This is a genomic window from Deinococcus sp. (assembly GCF_030523985.1).
GTDB lineage: Bacteria > Deinococcota > Deinococci > Deinococcales > Deinococcaceae > Deinococcus.
The window spans coordinates 1-14,656 of the sequence record NZ_JAUNHK010000070.1 but is presented as its reverse complement, the minus strand read 5'-3'; the positions used below and the strand labels follow the sequence as shown (position 1 = coordinate 14,656).

Here is a 14,656-nt window from a genome sequence, read left to right as displayed (position 1 = left end):
TGTCACCAGGAAAGGAGTAGTCGTCTGCGACGTGCTGCCAGCCGCTCGACAGGGCAGCAAGGGAAGCACGGCTTCGTACAGGTGGCGCAGGTCACGCCGGAAATTCAGAAGGGTCTGGGGCGACAGGCGGCGGGCCAGAACCGTATTGAGCAGCAGCAGCAATCGGCGCAGGTTTTCCTTGCCCTGGATAGACTGGAGCAGCGTGGCCGTGATTTCGGTGGGCTGCTGGGGACGGCGTTCCTGAAGCAGGGTGTGGAGTTCTTGCAACCAAGTCCGCAGATGGTCGGTCAACAGCGCCAGAAACAATTCTTCTTTGGTGTCGAAATAGAGGTAGAGGGTTCCCTTGGCGAGACGTGCTTCCCGCGCCACCTGGCTCATGCTCAGGTCGGTGTAGACCCCGGCAGTCCAGAGCCGCTCCGCCGCTTGAAGGATGTCATCCCGGCGGCGACTCTTTTCGGTGGCGCTACGGGCGCGGAGGGGGCGAGAAGGACCGGCAGACACCGCAGAATCGTAACCCTTCCGCGTACATCTCAAAGTGAAGGTATTCACCAGTACAGAGAACTGGCGGTCATTTATTGTATGGCGTCCGTCTCTCTGGACACCCGCGCCTGCTCCGGCCCGCCGAAACTGGGCAAAGGAAGGTAGCAGAGGTGAGCTGCGGCCCAGGTGATGAGTCCTGAGTCAACCTCCCTTCACCCTTCTCAGCGTGCCTTGGGCAACTGTGACGCAACGTCCGTGACCTGCTGCCTATCCCCCGAGGGCCAGACCGTGCGACACTAGGAGAAACATGAGACACCCCCTGACATTTGCCGTCACCATCGCCCTGATTGCCCCGGCTCCGGCATTTGCCCAGCAGGCGGGCACCGTCCAGCAAATCAGCGTGGTCGGGACCACCGACCTGCTCGCGGACTTTGTCAAGACCACGCTGACGGTGCAGCCCGGCACGCCCCTTTCCAGCGTCAATCTGCGTCAGGTCGAGCAGGACGTGCTGGACAGCGGGTATTTCAAGACTGCTGCCGCCGAACTGCGTACCGTGGGCGGGCAGGACACGCTGGTCGTCACCGTCACGCCCAACCCCACCATCAAGGACGTGCAGGCCAGCGGTATGGCCTTCTTGCCCGGCGACGCCTTCAAGGCCAGCGTGGCCGAACTGTTGAACATCGCCCCCGGCGCGACCCTGAACACCAAGCGCCTGGAGCAGGCCAAGGAAGCCCTGGCGCAGAACTACCGCCAGGAAGGCTTTCCCTTCGTGCCCAGCATCAGCACCCAGACCACGACCAACAGCGACGGCACCGTGAGCGTGTCGTTCGTGGTGGACGAGTCGGCCCCGCTGACCCGCGTGGAAATCTCGGGCGTGACGCTGCTGCCCCAGAGCAAAATCGTCGAGATTTTCAAGCCGATGCAAAACGCCAAACGCTTTACCACCCAGGCGTTTTTTGCGGCGGCAGACGCGCTTCAGGCCGCTTACGACGAAGCCGGGTACTTCCAGGCAGGCCTCGACCCCCGCAGCGTGACCCTGGAAAATGGCGTCCTGAAAGCCACCGTGCTCGAAAGCCGCGTGGCGAGCGTGGACCTTTCGCCGCTGGGTGAACTCGCCCAGACGCCCACGCTGCAAACCCAGGCCGGGCAGCCGCTGCGCCTCTCGCAGCTTCAGGCCGACGTGCGGACCCTCGCCAACCAGACGGGCAAGGCGGTGGGCTTTGCCCTCGACGCCGACCCGCAGAACCCGGCCCAGGTGCGGGTGCTGTTCGGCGCGGCGGACGTGGAAAGCGGCCCGGTCAGCAGCATCGTGATCGTGGGCAACACCAAGGTGCCAACCAAGGCGCTTCAGGCGGCCCTCAAGACCAAGGTGGGCGACGTGTATTCGCCGCAACTGGCGCAGGACGATTTCATCGCGCTGCGTGACCTCTACCGTCAGGCGGGCTACGAAATCAGCACCCGTGACGCCATTTCCTTCCAGAACGGCGTGCTGACCTACACCGTGCGCGAGGTGCAACTGGCGGGCTACGAACTGGCATGGCAGGGCCAGCACAAGACCCAGGACCGCGTGATTCTGCGCGAACTACCGCTGCCGGGGCAGACCTTCAACAGCAAGGACGTGCAGGCCGCCCTGGGCCGCATCAGTGCGCTGGGCTACGTCACCATCAACGACGTGCGCGTCAAGAGCGACCCGCAGGCACCGGAAAAGATCACCTACGTCATCGCCGTGTCGGAAGGCCGCACCGGGATTCCGGTCAACCTCAGCCTGGGCTACGACAGCATGCAGGGCGGCTGGAACGGTGAAATCGGGTATGTCAACTCCAACGTCTTCGGTCTGGGCCACAACTTCGGCGTGAACCTGGGGGCCACCCAGAACCAGGCCGGGCAAAACTGGTTCGGCAACCTCAACTACACCATTCCCTGGCTCGACCTCGACTTTGCCGATTTCCGCAGCAAGCGCACCAGCCTCAGCTTCGGGGTCGGCAGCACGGTGGGCGGCAACAATGCCCTGCTCGACAGCAGCGACAAGGACACCGGGCGCGACTACACGGTGCGGACTTCGGGCTTTAGCCTGGGCCTGGGGCGCAACATCACCCCCAACCTCAGCGGCAACGTCAGCGCGTCGTTCAACAGTCGCAACTACTACCTCGAGACCAAGCAGGACGGCGAAGTCAGCACCCTGACCGACACCGAAGCGGCGGCCCTGTTGCCCGCCACCAGCCTGACCACCCGCCTGAGCACCGCCCTGAACTACGACAACACCGACGACGCCAACTTCCCCGGACGTGGCGTGCGGGCCTACGGCGCGGTGGGCTACAACTTCGGACGTCAGGGCGATCAGCCGCTGGGCTGGACGGATGGCGAAATCGGTGTGAGTGGCTATTACGGCTTCGGCGGGCGCGTCAAGCGGTCCTTCGGCCTGGAAACCTACAAGCAGGTGCTGGCGGCCCGTGCCAACACGGGTATGACCAGCGGCAACTTCCCCGACGGCACCGGGTACTACCTCGGCGGCTCCAACCCCCTGGCCTCCCGCGAACTGCGCGGCCTGGAAGACGGGCAACTGTTCGGCACCAACTACTTCTCCTCCAGCCTGGAATACCGCTACGACTTCGGTCTGTCGGGCGGCGTGGCGCAGGGGCTGTACGGGGTGCTGTTCGCCGACTACGGCACGACCTGGAAGAGTGGCGAGGCCGCCAAGAGCGCTTACGGCGTCGGCGCGGGCGTGCAGCTCAACCTGGGCTTTGGCGGCACGCAGCTGCCCAGCCTGCGCTTCGACTACGGCTACAGCCCCCAGCGCGCTGACGGCAACGGCACGCCCATCAACGGCGGACGCTTCCACTTCCGCATCGGCAACTTCTGGTAAGCCTCAGCTGATAGATCTGTCTCCCTGGCCCCTGGTGGTCAGGGAATTTTCTTTTCGGCGCTCTCCTTCCGCTATCCTGGGCCACTGGCCCGTGACCTGTTTTGTCGCTGTGGCCGAGGAGGAGAGAGATGACCACCCTGCCGACTGGCCTGGGCCGCCCTGCCCTGCTGCCGACCATTCTCGTGGTGCTGTACGCCCTGAGCATTCTGCTCGCCAACCTGACCCTCGACAAATTCATTCAGTTGCCCGTGTTCGGCCTGCTGAGCATCGGCACCATTTTCTTTGCCGCCGTCTTTACCCTGCGCGACCGCATTCATCAGAGCGGCGGCTTGCGGACCGTCTACCTCGCCATCGCGCTGGCGCTGCTGGTCAACACGGTGGCGGCGCTGCTGCTGGGCACGCCGCTGCGCTTCGTGGGCGCGTCCTTCCTGGCGATTCTGGTGGGCGAACTGGCCGATACGGGCGTCTACCAGAGCCTGATTCACCGCAACTGGTGGACGCGGGTGCTGGCGAGCAACGCCGTGAGCGTGCCGCTCGATTCCATCATCTTCACGCTACTGGCCTTCTGGGGCGATATGAGCACCCGCGACATCCTGCAAATTATCTTCGCGGACATTCTGGCGAAGTATCTGATTGCCGCGCTGCTGGCTTTCCGCGTGCGCCGGGGCCAGACCCTGCAGGCCGCATGAGCGACCAAGCTCACCTGCTACGGGCCATCGCCAACGCCCGCCCCGACATGGAAACCGACGTGGAACATGTGCTGCACCTGCCCGAACTCTGCCCCATGACCAAAAATCCCAAGCCCGGTAGTACCCTTACCCTGCGCTACCGTGCCCAGGCCCAACTGCTCGAACTGTTCAGCCTGGACGCCTACATAGACGGCTTCGTGGGGCACCCGGTGGTGCGCGACATGGAATTTTTCGTGCAGACCGTGGCCGAGGACGCCGCGCACCTGCTGGGCCACGAGGTCGAAGCGGTGGCCGACGTGCAGTTCAACCGCTTGCGTCAGGGCCAGCGCATCCGGGCGGTGGGAAGACCCGCGCCGCTGCCGCCTGCTCAGCCTTGACTGCTGCCTGCAAAGAAAAACCCCCACCGAACAGTCAGGTGGGGACTTCTTTTACGGCTTTCAGGGCTGCACTAAAGAGTTCTGCCACTGCTGCCAAGCGTCCAGCAGCGGGCCGCCCCAGAACAGTGCCACCATCGCCCCGAAGGCCAGATAGGGGCCGAATTTAATCTGCCGCCCCTTTTTCAGGGCCAGTTGCACCAGCCCCAGCACTGCCCCCGCGAAAATGGCCGCCACGACCGCCATCAGCAGCCTTTCCCACCCCAGGAACGCGCCGATGGCCGCCGCCAACTTCACGTCCCCGAAGCCCATCGCCACCGGGTCGCCGTCCTCGTCGGCAGCGTCGTCCTCGGTTTCGGGATTTCTGCGCCAATACAGCCACCAGTACACGCCGCAGACCAGCGCCACTGCGCCCGCCGCCATCAGGCCGCCCTGTGCCATAGCGCCGATGCTGGGGCCAGTGCCGCCGCTGCTCAGCACCAGACTGACCAGAAAGCCGCCCAGGGTGAGCAGTTCGGGAATCCGCACCACCCTTTTGGCGAGCAGGTTGACCAGAATGGACAACGCGGCCACGCCCAGACCCCACCACGGCCCCAGCCACGCGCCCGCCAGCAGGCCCAGGCTGATTTGCTGGTAGCCCAGCGGCATCTCGGGAAAACGCCGCTCGCGAAAGCGACGCATCACCCACGACCCGAACACCCCGATGGCGACCAGCACGCCCGCGCCCAGCAGAGCGCCCTCTACCGCCTGACTCACGTTCGGCAGGCCCAGCACGCCCTCGCGGGCATACAGTCCGGCCCCCGCCAACCCGAACAGCACCCCCAGCAGCGTGCCCGACAGGGTCAGTTCGTCGGGAATGGTCATGGTGTCGAGGTCGATGGCGCTCCCGACCAGCAGGGTGGTGAACAGCACCATCAGGCCGAGCGTGCCCGCCCCGTAGACGGCGAAGGGAAAAGCGGCGGCAATGGCGGCGTACCCGATGCCCGTCAGCGCCTCGACGATGGGATAACGCGGGTTGATGGGGGCGCGGCAATAGCGGCATTTGCCGCCCAGCGACAGCCAGGAAAACAGCGGCACCAAGTCTTTGGGGGCCAGAGGATGGTCGCACTTGGGGCAGTGGCTGGGCGGAAAAGCGATGTTTTCGCCGCGTGGCAGCCGCCAGATCAGCACATTGGAAAAAGACCCCACCAGCAGGCCCAGGATGCCAGCGAGGATGACGAAAAGGAGGTCGGGATTCACCCCCGAAGTCTAAAAGCCGGGGCGTCACAGGGAACTGTCAGCGCACGCGGGGCATAGACATAGAGGACGGAAAAGAGCCGCCCCCAGCAGGAAGCGGCCTCTCAAACCTCAGATTTCTGGGCGCTCAATCCTCGCGCTTGGGAAACACGCTGCCCTCTGCTGCCGGTGCAGATGCGGGCGCTTCGGCGGGGCGCTCGGGACGGGGGGCATCGGTGCGCTGCTGACCTTCGGAACGCTGGCCTTCGGGACGCGGGCCACGGTCACCGAAGTCGCGGCGGGGGCCACGGTCCCCACCCCGGTCCCCGTCACGCGGGGGGCGCGGGCCACGGTCGCCACGCGGGGCGCGGGGTTCGCGGGGGGCCACCTTGCCTTCGAGTTCAGGGCGAATCAGGTCGAGCTTGCCCCGGTCGTCAATGTTGACAATCTTGACTTTCAGCTTGTCCCCGACCTTGAGCACTTCTTCCACGCTCTCGATGCGGTCTTCGCTGATCTGGCTGATGTGCAGCATCCCGTCCTGGCCGGGGAAGATGTTCACGAACGCGCCGAAAGGAGCAATCTTGACCACGGTGCCGTCGTAGGTTTCGCCCACTTTGGCCTCGCGGGTGACTTCCTCGATACGGGCCTTGACAGCCTCGGCTTTCTCGCCCGACGCGCTGAAAATGCGGATGGTGCCGTCTTCTTCGATGGTGACTTGCGCCCCCATCGCTTCGAGTTCGCGCACCTGCTTGCCCCCAGGCCCGATGACTTTGCCGATGAGTTCGGGGTTGATTTTCATGGACAGGATGCGCGGTGCGGTGGGCGAGAGTTCGCTACGGGGTGCGCCGAGGACTTCCGCCATCTTGCCCAGGATGTGCAGGCGGCCTTCCTTGGCCTGGGCCAGCGCTTCACGCATGATCTGCGGCGTGATGCCGCCCACCTTGATGTCCATTTGCAGCGCGGTGACACCTTCCGCCGACCCGCAGACCTTGAAGTCCATGTCGCCCAGCGCGTCTTCCATGCCCAGAATGTCGGTCAGCACGCGGTACTGCTCGCCTTCCATGACCAAGCCCATCGCCACGCCCGCCACGGGAGCCTTGATGGGCACGCCCGCGTCCATCAGCGACAGCGTCCCGGCGCAGACCGTCGCCATGGAGCTGGAGCCGTTGGATTCCAGCACTTCGCCCACCACGCGGATAACGTAGGGGAACTCCTCAAAGGAGGGCAGCACGGCGCGAATGGCGCGTTTGGCGAGGTTGCCGTGCCCGATTTCGCGGCGCGATTGCCCGCCCATGCGCTTGACTTCGCCCGTGGAGTAAGGCGGGAAATTGTAGTGCAGCAGGAACTTGTCGCCCGATTCGGCGGTCAGGTCGTCAATAAGGATTTCGTCGCGCTCGGTGCCCAGGGTGGTCACGCCCAGCACCTGCGTTTCGCCACGGGTAAAAATGGCGCTGCCGTGCGCGGTGGGCAGGGGGCGGGCCTCAATCCAGATGGGGCGCACGGTGCGCGAGTTGCGTCCGTCGGCGCGGAGGTCGTCTTCCAGAATCAGGCGGCGCAGTTCCTGTTTTTCCACCTTGGCGAAGGCATTTTTCAGCGCCGTCATCAGGTCGGCGGCTCCTTCCGCTTCCGGGTCGGGGACATAGCCTGCGATGATGCTGTCGCGCAGGGCCTTGGTCTTAACGCTGCGGTCTTTCTTACCCCGCGTCAGCAGCGCGTCCTTGAGGCCGCCCGCCAGCGCCTTTTCGGTGAGTTCGGGCACGTAGTCTTTGGCGAGGTCTTGCTCCAGCAGGAAGTTGAACTTCTCTTGGCCCACTTCCGAGCGCATCTGCTCCAGCAGGTCAATCACGGGCTGCATCTCGCGGTGGGCAAATTCGATGGCGTCCACCAGTTCGTCTTCGGACACAGTCTGGGCGCCACATTCCACCATCATCACGGCCTCGCGGGTACCGGCCACGACCAAATCCATGCGGCTGCGTTCCAATGCTTCGGCGGTGGGGTTGATGACGTACTGACCGTCAATCTGGCCCACGCGCACGCAGGCGGTGGGGCCGTCCCAGGGAATGTTGGAAATGCCCAGCGCGGCGGCGGCCCCAACTGGCCCCAGCACGTCGGGGGCGTTCTGTCCGTCGGCGCTCAGCACCGTGATAATCACTTGCGTTTCGTGGCGGTAGCCCTTGGGAAACAGCGGGCGAATCTGGCGGTCCGTGATGCGGGCGCTCAGAATGGCTTTCTCGCCGGGGCGACCCTCGCGGCGCTGGAAGGAGCCGGGGATTTTCCCTACCGCGTAGTGGCGCTCTTCAAATTCCACCGTCAGCGGCAAAAAGTCCAGTTTGCTCTGGGAGTCGCTGGCCTGCGCCGTGACCAGCAGCAGCGTATCGCCGTAGCGCACGGTCACGCTGCCCGAGACCAGTTTGGCGAGTTTGCCCGTTTCTATCGTCAGTTCGCGTCCACCCAGCATGGTGGAGTAGGTCTTTCCAATCATAGGAGGCAGTGTAGCCCGTTCGCACTCTTCTCCCGTCTTGGCCTACTGCGGCGGCCAAAGAGCGGGTCTCAAAGTGCCCGTGTCTCCTCTTGCCAAATGGCCCAACAGGAGTAGACTCGGGGCATAAGAAAAGCGTTTGCGGAAGCGTAAAACACACGGCTTCCCCTCCCTCGGATGTGGCCCAGCGGCGGCCCATCTGGTCTGAATGTTTTCCCCCAAAAAAGGATGTGGTGATTGAATATGTTGACCCGGAATGCTCCTGTTCGGACGGTCAGCCTGGTGGCCCACAGTGGCGCTGGGAAAACCTCGCTGGCCGAAGCCCTGCTCCTGGCGAGTGGGGCGATTTCGCGTAAGGGCCGCGTGGAAGACGGCACGACCCAGAGCGACTTTACCGACGCCGAAAAAGCGCACGGCTTTTCTATCCAGACGGGCGTGTTGCGGCTGCAAACCGAAGGCACCGAAATCACGCTGCTGGACACCCCCGGTTACGCCGACTTCGTGCGCGAAATTCGCGGAGCGGTGCGGGCCGCCGACGCCGCGCTGGTGGTCGTGAGTGCGGTGAGCGGCGCAGAAATCGGCACCGAGCGCGTGTGGGCCACCGCTGACCGCTTCGAAATGCCGCGCATCATCGCCGTGAGCAAGATGGACAGAGAACGCGCCGACTTCCACATGGCGCTCTCCAGCGTCAAATCGGGCCTCAACGGGCCTGTTGCCGCAACCTTCTTGCCCATCATGGAAGGCGGCGAATTCAGGGGCGTGGTCAACGTGATGAGCGGCGTGGGCAGCGTGGACGTGCCGACCTCCATGCGCTCGGAACTGAAAGAAGCCCGCGCCAACCTGATTGACACCATCGTGGAAACCGACGACGACCTGATGAACCGCTATCTGGAAGGCGAAGACATCAGCGACGACGAGCTGAAAGCCGCGCTGCGTACCGCCATTCATGCGGGCAAGCTGTACCCCGTGATTCCCGTCAGCGCCGAAACGGGCGTGGGTGTCCCCGAACTGCTGCACCTGCTGGTCGGCAGCCTGCGAACCGCCGAGGAGCGCGGCGCGGTGGCGGGCAAAGACGGTCAGACCCGCGAACCCAGGGCCGACGCGCCGTTTAGCGCCCGCGTGTGGCGCATGAGTGTTGACCCCTTCGTGGGCAAAGAAGCCTATATCCGCGTGTGGAGCGGCACCCTCAAGGCGGGCGACACCGTCCGCAACACCACCCAGGGCAAAGACCTCAAGCCTGCTCACCTGTACGTGATGCACGGCAAGGAACTCACCGAAGTGTCCGAACTGCACGCGGGCGACATCGGCGTGCTGACCAAACTGGACGACCTGCACACGGGCGACACGCTGGCTGACCCGCAAAATCCCATCGAGTACGACGCGCTGTGGCTGCCCGACCCCGCCCACACGCTGGCGCTACACCCCAAGACGCGCCAGGACGAGGACAAACTCGGCACCGCCATGAGCCGCCTCAGCGAAGAAGACCCCACCCTGCACTTCACCCGCGACCCGCAGACGGGTGAGCAACTCCTGAGCGGCATGGGCGACATGCACCTCAAGATTGCCACCGAAAAACTCGCGGCGCTGGGCGTGAACGTGGACACCACCACACCTCAGATTGCCTACCGCGAAACCATCCACGCCGCCGCCGAAGCCCAGGGCAAGCACAAGAAGCAGTCGGGCGGACACGGGCAGTACGGCGACGCCAAGATTCGCATCGAACCTGGCGAAGGCTACTCGTTCAAGAGCGCGGTGGTCGGCGGCGCGATTCCGGGCAAGTACATCCCCAGCATCGAAAAAGGCATTCAGGAAGCCATGCAAAAAGGCTCGTTGGCAGGCTTCCCGCTGCAAGACGTGCATATCACCGTGCTGGACGGCTCGTACCATGACGTGGATTCGTCAGACATCGCTTTCCGCACGGCGGGCGCACTGGCCCTGAAAAACGCGCTGGAACACGCCAAGCCGGGGCTGCTGGAACCCGTCATGCTGCTGAGTGTGCGTGCGCCCTCGCAGTACACGGGCGACCTGATTGGCGACCTACAGACCCGCCGCGCCCGCGTGCAGGGCATGGACCCCGAAGGTACGCTGATCGTGATTCGGGCGGTGGTGCCGCAAGCCGAACTGCAAAACTACTCGGCGGATCTGCGCTCGCTCACAGGTGACCGCGCCGCCTTCAGCGTCAAGCCCCACGGCTACCAGGACGTGCCCGACCACATCGCCAAGAAGGTGATTGCCGAGCGTCAGGCCCAGGCTCAGGGCTAACCTCAACCTCGCGCAAACGCCGTATCCCCCCTCCTCGTGGGCTGGGGTGCGGCGTTTGCCCTCTTCCATTCACCCTCTCCCCGTAAGGCGTAGGCTGGCGCGGTGAGTTTCTCGCCTGCCCCTGCTCGCTTCGGGCCGCTGACCGGGTTCGCCATTGGCCTGCTGCTGCTGATGAACGTCTACACGCCGCAAGCCCTGTTGCCGCTGCTGGCGCGGGAATTTGACCTGAGTACGGCCCAGGTGGGCGCGGCGATTGGCAGCACCACGCTCGCCATCGCGCTGGCCTCGCCGGTCGCGGGCTTGCTGGCGGACGCGCTGGGGCGCAGGCGGGTGATGCTGTGGGCCTTTGCGCTGCTGCTGCTGCCTTGCCTGGGCGCGGCCTTTGCAGGCAACTTTGCGGCGCTGAACGTGGCCCGTTTTGCCCAGGGTTTGCTGATTCCGCTTGTCACTGTGGCCCTGACCGCTTACCTGGCTGAAGAAACCCCGCCGGGCGCGCTGGGCCGCTATGTCAGCGCCTACATCTCCGGGACGGTGCTGGGCGGTTTTCTGGGGCGCTTCGTGAGCGGGCTGGTGGCGCATGGGGGCAACTGGCACGCGGCCTTCTGGTTCCTGATGGTGACGAATGCGCTGGGGCTGGCGCTGGTGTGGCGGCTGCCGCCCTCGCGCCACTTTCAGCCCGCGCTGGACAGGCACGCCGCCGCCCGAACCCTCCGCAGCCACCTGAAAAACCCGCGCCTGCTGACCCTGTGCGTCGTCGGTTTCCTGATTCTGTTCGTGCTGGTGGCGGTGTTCAACACCATTCCCTTTCGCCTGTCGGCTCCGCCCTACCACCTGGGCAGCGGGGCGCTGGGCGGCATTTTTGCGGTTTACCTGCTGGGGGTGGTGGTCACGCCCGCGTCGGCTCCCTTCGTGGCGCGGCTGGGCACGCCCCGCGCCCTGGTCGCCGCTGCTGGCCTGAGCCTGCTAGGGCTGGCGCTGACACTCTTTACGCCGCTGTGGGTCGTCATCGCGGGGCTGGCGCTGGCGTCATCGGGGGTGTTCATCGCGCAGGCGGCGGCCCAGAGTGCCATCCAGTTCAGTGTGTCCGAAGGCCGCAGTCTGGCGGGCGGGCTGTACAACGCCACCTACTACGCGGGCGCGGCGGTAGCGAGTGTGGCGGCGGGCGCAGCCTACGACGCGGGCGGCTGGCGGGCGGTGGCGGGGCTGTGTGCGCTGGCCCTGCTGGGCGTGGCGGGGCTGAGTGCGGTGGTCGGGCGGCGGCTCAGGCAACAGGAAGCAGCGCAGGTCGGCTGATTCACGGCCCCATGCTGGGTACGTCCACTTTCACCACACGGTCATTCTGGAAGTAAAAGACGTTGTCGCCGCGCCCAGGAGGGCCATTCCAGAGCCAGGTGGGGGCGCTGAGGATGGCCTTGAGGTCGCCCACCGGGCTTTCTGGAATCCCGCGCAGCCACAGCACTTGCTATGCGTCAGGCCGAGGCTGTTGGGGGCAGAGAGGGGGCCATTTTTCAGATATTCGGCAAAAATCTGTCTGATGTTGGCGTTAGGTGGGGTCAGGCTGAAATTCTTTTCCAGGTCGGCCCCGTCCAGATAAGTCTCGGTCACGCGGCGGCAGTCGGCAGCTTTGGGGTGGTTGTCCACGCCGCCGCCAAAGCCCCACGAAGTCACCGCGTAATTGGGCGAGAGACGGAGCGTCAGCCGCAAAGGATTCTCGACCTTCTGGGGCGGCAGAACCCCGCTGCGCTTGACAGGCGACACAGGGAAAGTGACCCTGAGCCGCTCTACCGCGAGAACCTGCACGGGTTCGGTGGGCAGAGCGGTCAGCCAAGACGTGCTGTTTTTCTGTGAACAGGAGAATTTGCCACCCCCATACACCCACACCGTTTTCCCCACATATTTGGCCCGCAGCGCCGAAAGTTCGGCATCGGGCGCGGGCTGCCCCGACCCGCCGAGCAAGGACGCCAACACCATAGAAATGAACATGCCCCAGTCTGCCAGCGCGGGCAGGCCAAAGCGTCAGCCTTTTGATTGAGCCGTGGGCTTTGAGCTATGGGCCATGAGGCTTCGCAAAGCTCACGGCCCATAGCCCACACCCCACCGCTATCTTGCCCCCATGACCCGCCACGCCCTGCTGACCTGCCCGCTGGATTGTCCCGACGCCTGCCGCCTCAAAGTGACGTTCGAACGCGGGCCAGACGGCGTGGAAAGGGCCGTCAAGGTCACGGGCGACCCAGAGCACCCCTACACGCGGGGCTTTGCCTGCGCCAAGACGGTGCATTACCCCGCCCGCCAGAACCACCCCGAGCGGCCCCTTTACCCGCTGCGGCGCACCAATTCCAAAACTGAAGAACCACAATGGGAGCGCGTGACGTGGGAGGAGGCATTGGACGACATCGCCGCCCGCCTGAAAAGCCTCATTGCCGCGCGCGGCGCGGGGAGCATCCTGCCCTACCACTACGCGGGCACGATGGGGCTGCTGGAAGGGTCGCATGCCCACGCGCTGTGGCGCACCCTGGGCGCGGCGGAACTGGAAGAAACCATCTGCGCTTCGGCGGGCACGGCGGCCTGGACCCTGGGCTACGGCACGCGCCTCGCGGTCAACCCGCTGGATGTGCCACACGCCCGCCTGATTGTGTTGTGGGGCATCAACAGCCTTTCGACCCACTCGCACCTGACGCCCCAAATCACGGCGGCCCGCAAACAGGGGGCGCGGGTGGTCTGCGTTGACCCGTACCGCAACCGCACCGCCGCTTTTGCCGACCAGCACTACAAAATCAGGCCAGGAACGGACACGGCGCTGGCGCTGGGCCTGATGCGCGAACTGTTCGTGAATGGTTGGACGGACGCCGAATACATCGCGCAGGCCACCGAAGGCGTGGACGACCTGCGGGCCGAAGCTGAGGGCTGGACGCTGGAACGCACCGCCGAAGTGACGGGCCTGAGCGTGTCCGAAATCAGCGAACTTGCCTGGCTCATCGGCACCACTCGCCCGACCTACATTCGCGTGGGCTACGGCATGACCCGCCACGAAAACGGCGGCACGGCGCTGCGGGCGGTGACGCTGCTGCCCGCGCTGACGGGCGACTGGCGGCACAGGGGCGGCGGCTGCGTGCTGAGTACCAGCGGCGCATTTAGGCTCAACCGCACGCGGCTGGGCGCGGCGCACCTGACCCGCCCCGAGGCTCCCCGCGTCAACATGAACGAACTGGCCGACGCCCTGACACCCGAGCGCGGCTTTGGGGCCATGTTCGTCTACAACTGCAACCCCGCCGTCGTCGCGCCCGATTCGGGACGGGTCAAGGCAGGCATGGCGCGGGACGACCTGCTGGTGGTGGTGCTGGAACAGGCCATGACCGAGTCGGCGCGGCTGGCGGACTATGTGCTGCCCGCGACCACGTTTATGGAATCGCCCGACCTCTACACCAGTTACGGGCATTTCTGGCTGGGCTACAATCGCGCCGAACTGTCCCCTCCTGGCGAGTGCCGCCCCAATTCCTGGGTGTTCGCCGAACTCGCCCGCAGGCTGGGCGTGACCGAGGAAACGGTGTACTGGACGGCAGACGACCTGCTGCGCGAGGTGCTGGACACCGACCATCCGTATCTGGCGGGCATCACCCCCGAGCGCCTGAAGGCCGAAGGCACGCTGCCGCTGAACATCCCCAAGGGCTTCCTGCCCTACGCGGAAGGAGCCGAAACGCCCAGCGGCAAGGTGCAACTCGCGCCTGCGCCGCGCTTTGTCCCCGTGCAGGCCGCGCAAAATGCCGAGTACCCGCTGCGACTGCTGACCCCGCCCGCGCATCATTTCCTCAATTCCACCTACGGCAACTTGGACAACCTCAACCGTGCCGAGGGGGGCGAACCGCACGTTTTGCTGCACCCCGCCGACGCTGTGTCTTACGGTGTGCAGGACGGCGAATACGCCCGTCTGACCAGCGAGCAGGGCGCAGTGACGCGGCGAGTCAGGGTGACGGACGCGGTGCAGGTCGGCGTGGCGGTGGTCGAGGGGACGTGGTGGGGACTGTCCGCCCCCGATGGCCTGAGCATCAACGAACTCACCGCCCAGACCTTGACCGATTTGGGCGGCGGCAGTACCTTTCACAACACGCGCATTCGGGTGCAGAGGGCAGAGGGCTGATACGGCTTCGAAAAATAGTTTGGGTATTCAAACTGTTTTTCCGAGCAGAGCGAGTGGAAGAAAAAACGGGGCTGGGCGGCGCGGACTTGCAAAGCTGCGAAGCAGAGCACATTCGAGCGCTTTCCTCGGATGTGCGGAGTAAAGCCCAGCCCCGTATGA

Annotated in this window: 10 protein-coding genes; 6 read left to right on the top strand and 4 right to left on the bottom strand. The window is 65.1% G+C overall.

The features are described from left to right. Positions 1-501, bottom strand: a 501-nt coding sequence (locus tag Q4C89_RS10510) for a TetR/AcrR family transcriptional regulator (RefSeq protein ID WP_303102564.1), incomplete at its 3' end; no start/stop codon positions are given. 286 nt (positions 502-787) lie between these two features. Between Q4C89_RS10510 and Q4C89_RS10505 the strand changes: the two genes are divergently transcribed. The 3 genes from Q4C89_RS10505 (at position 788) to Q4C89_RS10495 (ending at position 4,409) form a co-directional block, all read left to right on the top strand. Beyond that, positions 788-3,343 carry an outer membrane protein assembly factor gene (locus tag Q4C89_RS10505; protein WP_303102563.1) on the top strand — a complete coding sequence of 852 codons (2,556 nt, stop codon included), beginning with the start codon at positions 788-790 and terminating at the stop codon, positions 3,341-3,343. 128 nt (positions 3,344-3,471) lie between these two features. Continuing rightward, positions 3,472-4,032, top strand: coding sequence for a VUT family protein (locus Q4C89_RS10500; protein WP_303102562.1), 561 nt, complete (start codon positions 3,472-3,474; stop codon positions 4,030-4,032). Beyond that, the gene (locus Q4C89_RS10495) at positions 4,029-4,409 is read left to right on the top strand and encodes a hypothetical protein (RefSeq protein ID WP_303102561.1); all 381 of its coding nucleotides are present in this window, start codon (positions 4,029-4,031) and stop codon (positions 4,407-4,409) included. Before Q4C89_RS10500 ends, Q4C89_RS10495 begins: the two co-directional genes overlap by 4 nt. Before the next feature lie 60 nt (positions 4,410-4,469). On the opposite strand, the gene Q4C89_RS10490 is transcribed toward Q4C89_RS10495, so the two are convergent. Together Q4C89_RS10490 and pnp are read right to left on the bottom strand one after the other, a co-directional pair. Then, a complete protein-coding gene (locus Q4C89_RS10490) occupies positions 4,470-5,645 on the bottom strand; it encodes an A24 family peptidase (protein WP_303102560.1) in 1,176 nt (391 codons plus the stop codon). A 124-nt stretch (positions 5,646-5,769) separates the two neighbouring features. Then, on the bottom strand, positions 5,770-8,103 hold the full coding sequence (gene pnp / locus Q4C89_RS10485; protein WP_303102559.1) for a polyribonucleotide nucleotidyltransferase: 2,334 nt from the start codon (positions 8,101-8,103) through the stop codon (positions 5,770-5,772). Between the two features lie 240 nt (positions 8,104-8,343). Between pnp and fusA the strand changes: the two genes are divergently transcribed. Together fusA and Q4C89_RS10475 are read left to right on the top strand one after the other, a co-directional pair. Next, positions 8,344-10,362 carry an elongation factor G gene (fusA, locus tag Q4C89_RS10480; protein WP_303102558.1) on the top strand — a complete coding sequence of 673 codons (2,019 nt, stop codon included), beginning with the start codon at positions 8,344-8,346 and terminating at the stop codon, positions 10,360-10,362. Between the two features lie 102 nt (positions 10,363-10,464). Next, positions 10,465-11,655, top strand: a complete 1,191-nt coding sequence (locus tag Q4C89_RS10475; protein ID WP_303102557.1) for an MFS transporter — start codon at positions 10,465-10,467, stop codon at positions 11,653-11,655. 30 nt (positions 11,656-11,685) lie between these two features. Here the strand turns inward: Q4C89_RS10475 and Q4C89_RS10470 are convergent, their stop codons facing one another. Further along, positions 11,686-12,345 carry a hypothetical protein gene (locus tag Q4C89_RS10470; protein ID WP_303102556.1) on the bottom strand — a complete coding sequence of 220 codons (660 nt, stop codon included), beginning with the start codon at positions 12,343-12,345 and terminating at the stop codon, positions 11,686-11,688. Positions 12,346-12,475: 130 nt separating this feature from the next. Between Q4C89_RS10470 and Q4C89_RS10465 the strand changes: the two genes are divergently transcribed. Next, a complete protein-coding gene (locus tag Q4C89_RS10465) occupies positions 12,476-14,497 on the top strand; it encodes a molybdopterin oxidoreductase family protein (protein WP_303102555.1) in 2,022 nt (673 codons plus the stop codon). The last annotated feature ends 159 nt before the right edge of the window (positions 14,498-14,656 follow it).

Excerpts from the sequence above, each read along its gene's own strand:
- fusA (WP_303102558.1), top strand. The coding sequence starts at position 8,344 with ATGTTGACCCGGAATGCTCCTGTTCGGACGGTCAGCCTGGTGGCCCAC.
- Q4C89_RS10470 (WP_303102556.1), bottom strand. The coding sequence starts at position 12,345 with ATGTTCATTTCTATGGTGTTGGCGTCCTTGCTCGGCGGGTCGGGGCAG.
- Q4C89_RS10505 (WP_303102563.1), top strand. The coding sequence starts at position 788 with ATGAGACACCCCCTGACATTTGCCGTCACCATCGCCCTGATTGCCCCG.
- Q4C89_RS10495 (WP_303102561.1), top strand. The coding sequence starts at position 4,029 with ATGAGCGACCAAGCTCACCTGCTACGGGCCATCGCCAACGCCCGCCCC.
- Q4C89_RS10500 (WP_303102562.1), top strand. The coding sequence starts at position 3,472 with ATGACCACCCTGCCGACTGGCCTGGGCCGCCCTGCCCTGCTGCCGACC.
- Q4C89_RS10465 (WP_303102555.1), top strand. The coding sequence starts at position 12,476 with ATGACCCGCCACGCCCTGCTGACCTGCCCGCTGGATTGTCCCGACGCC.
- pnp (WP_303102559.1), bottom strand. The coding sequence starts at position 8,103 with ATGATTGGAAAGACCTACTCCACCATGCTGGGTGGACGCGAACTGACG.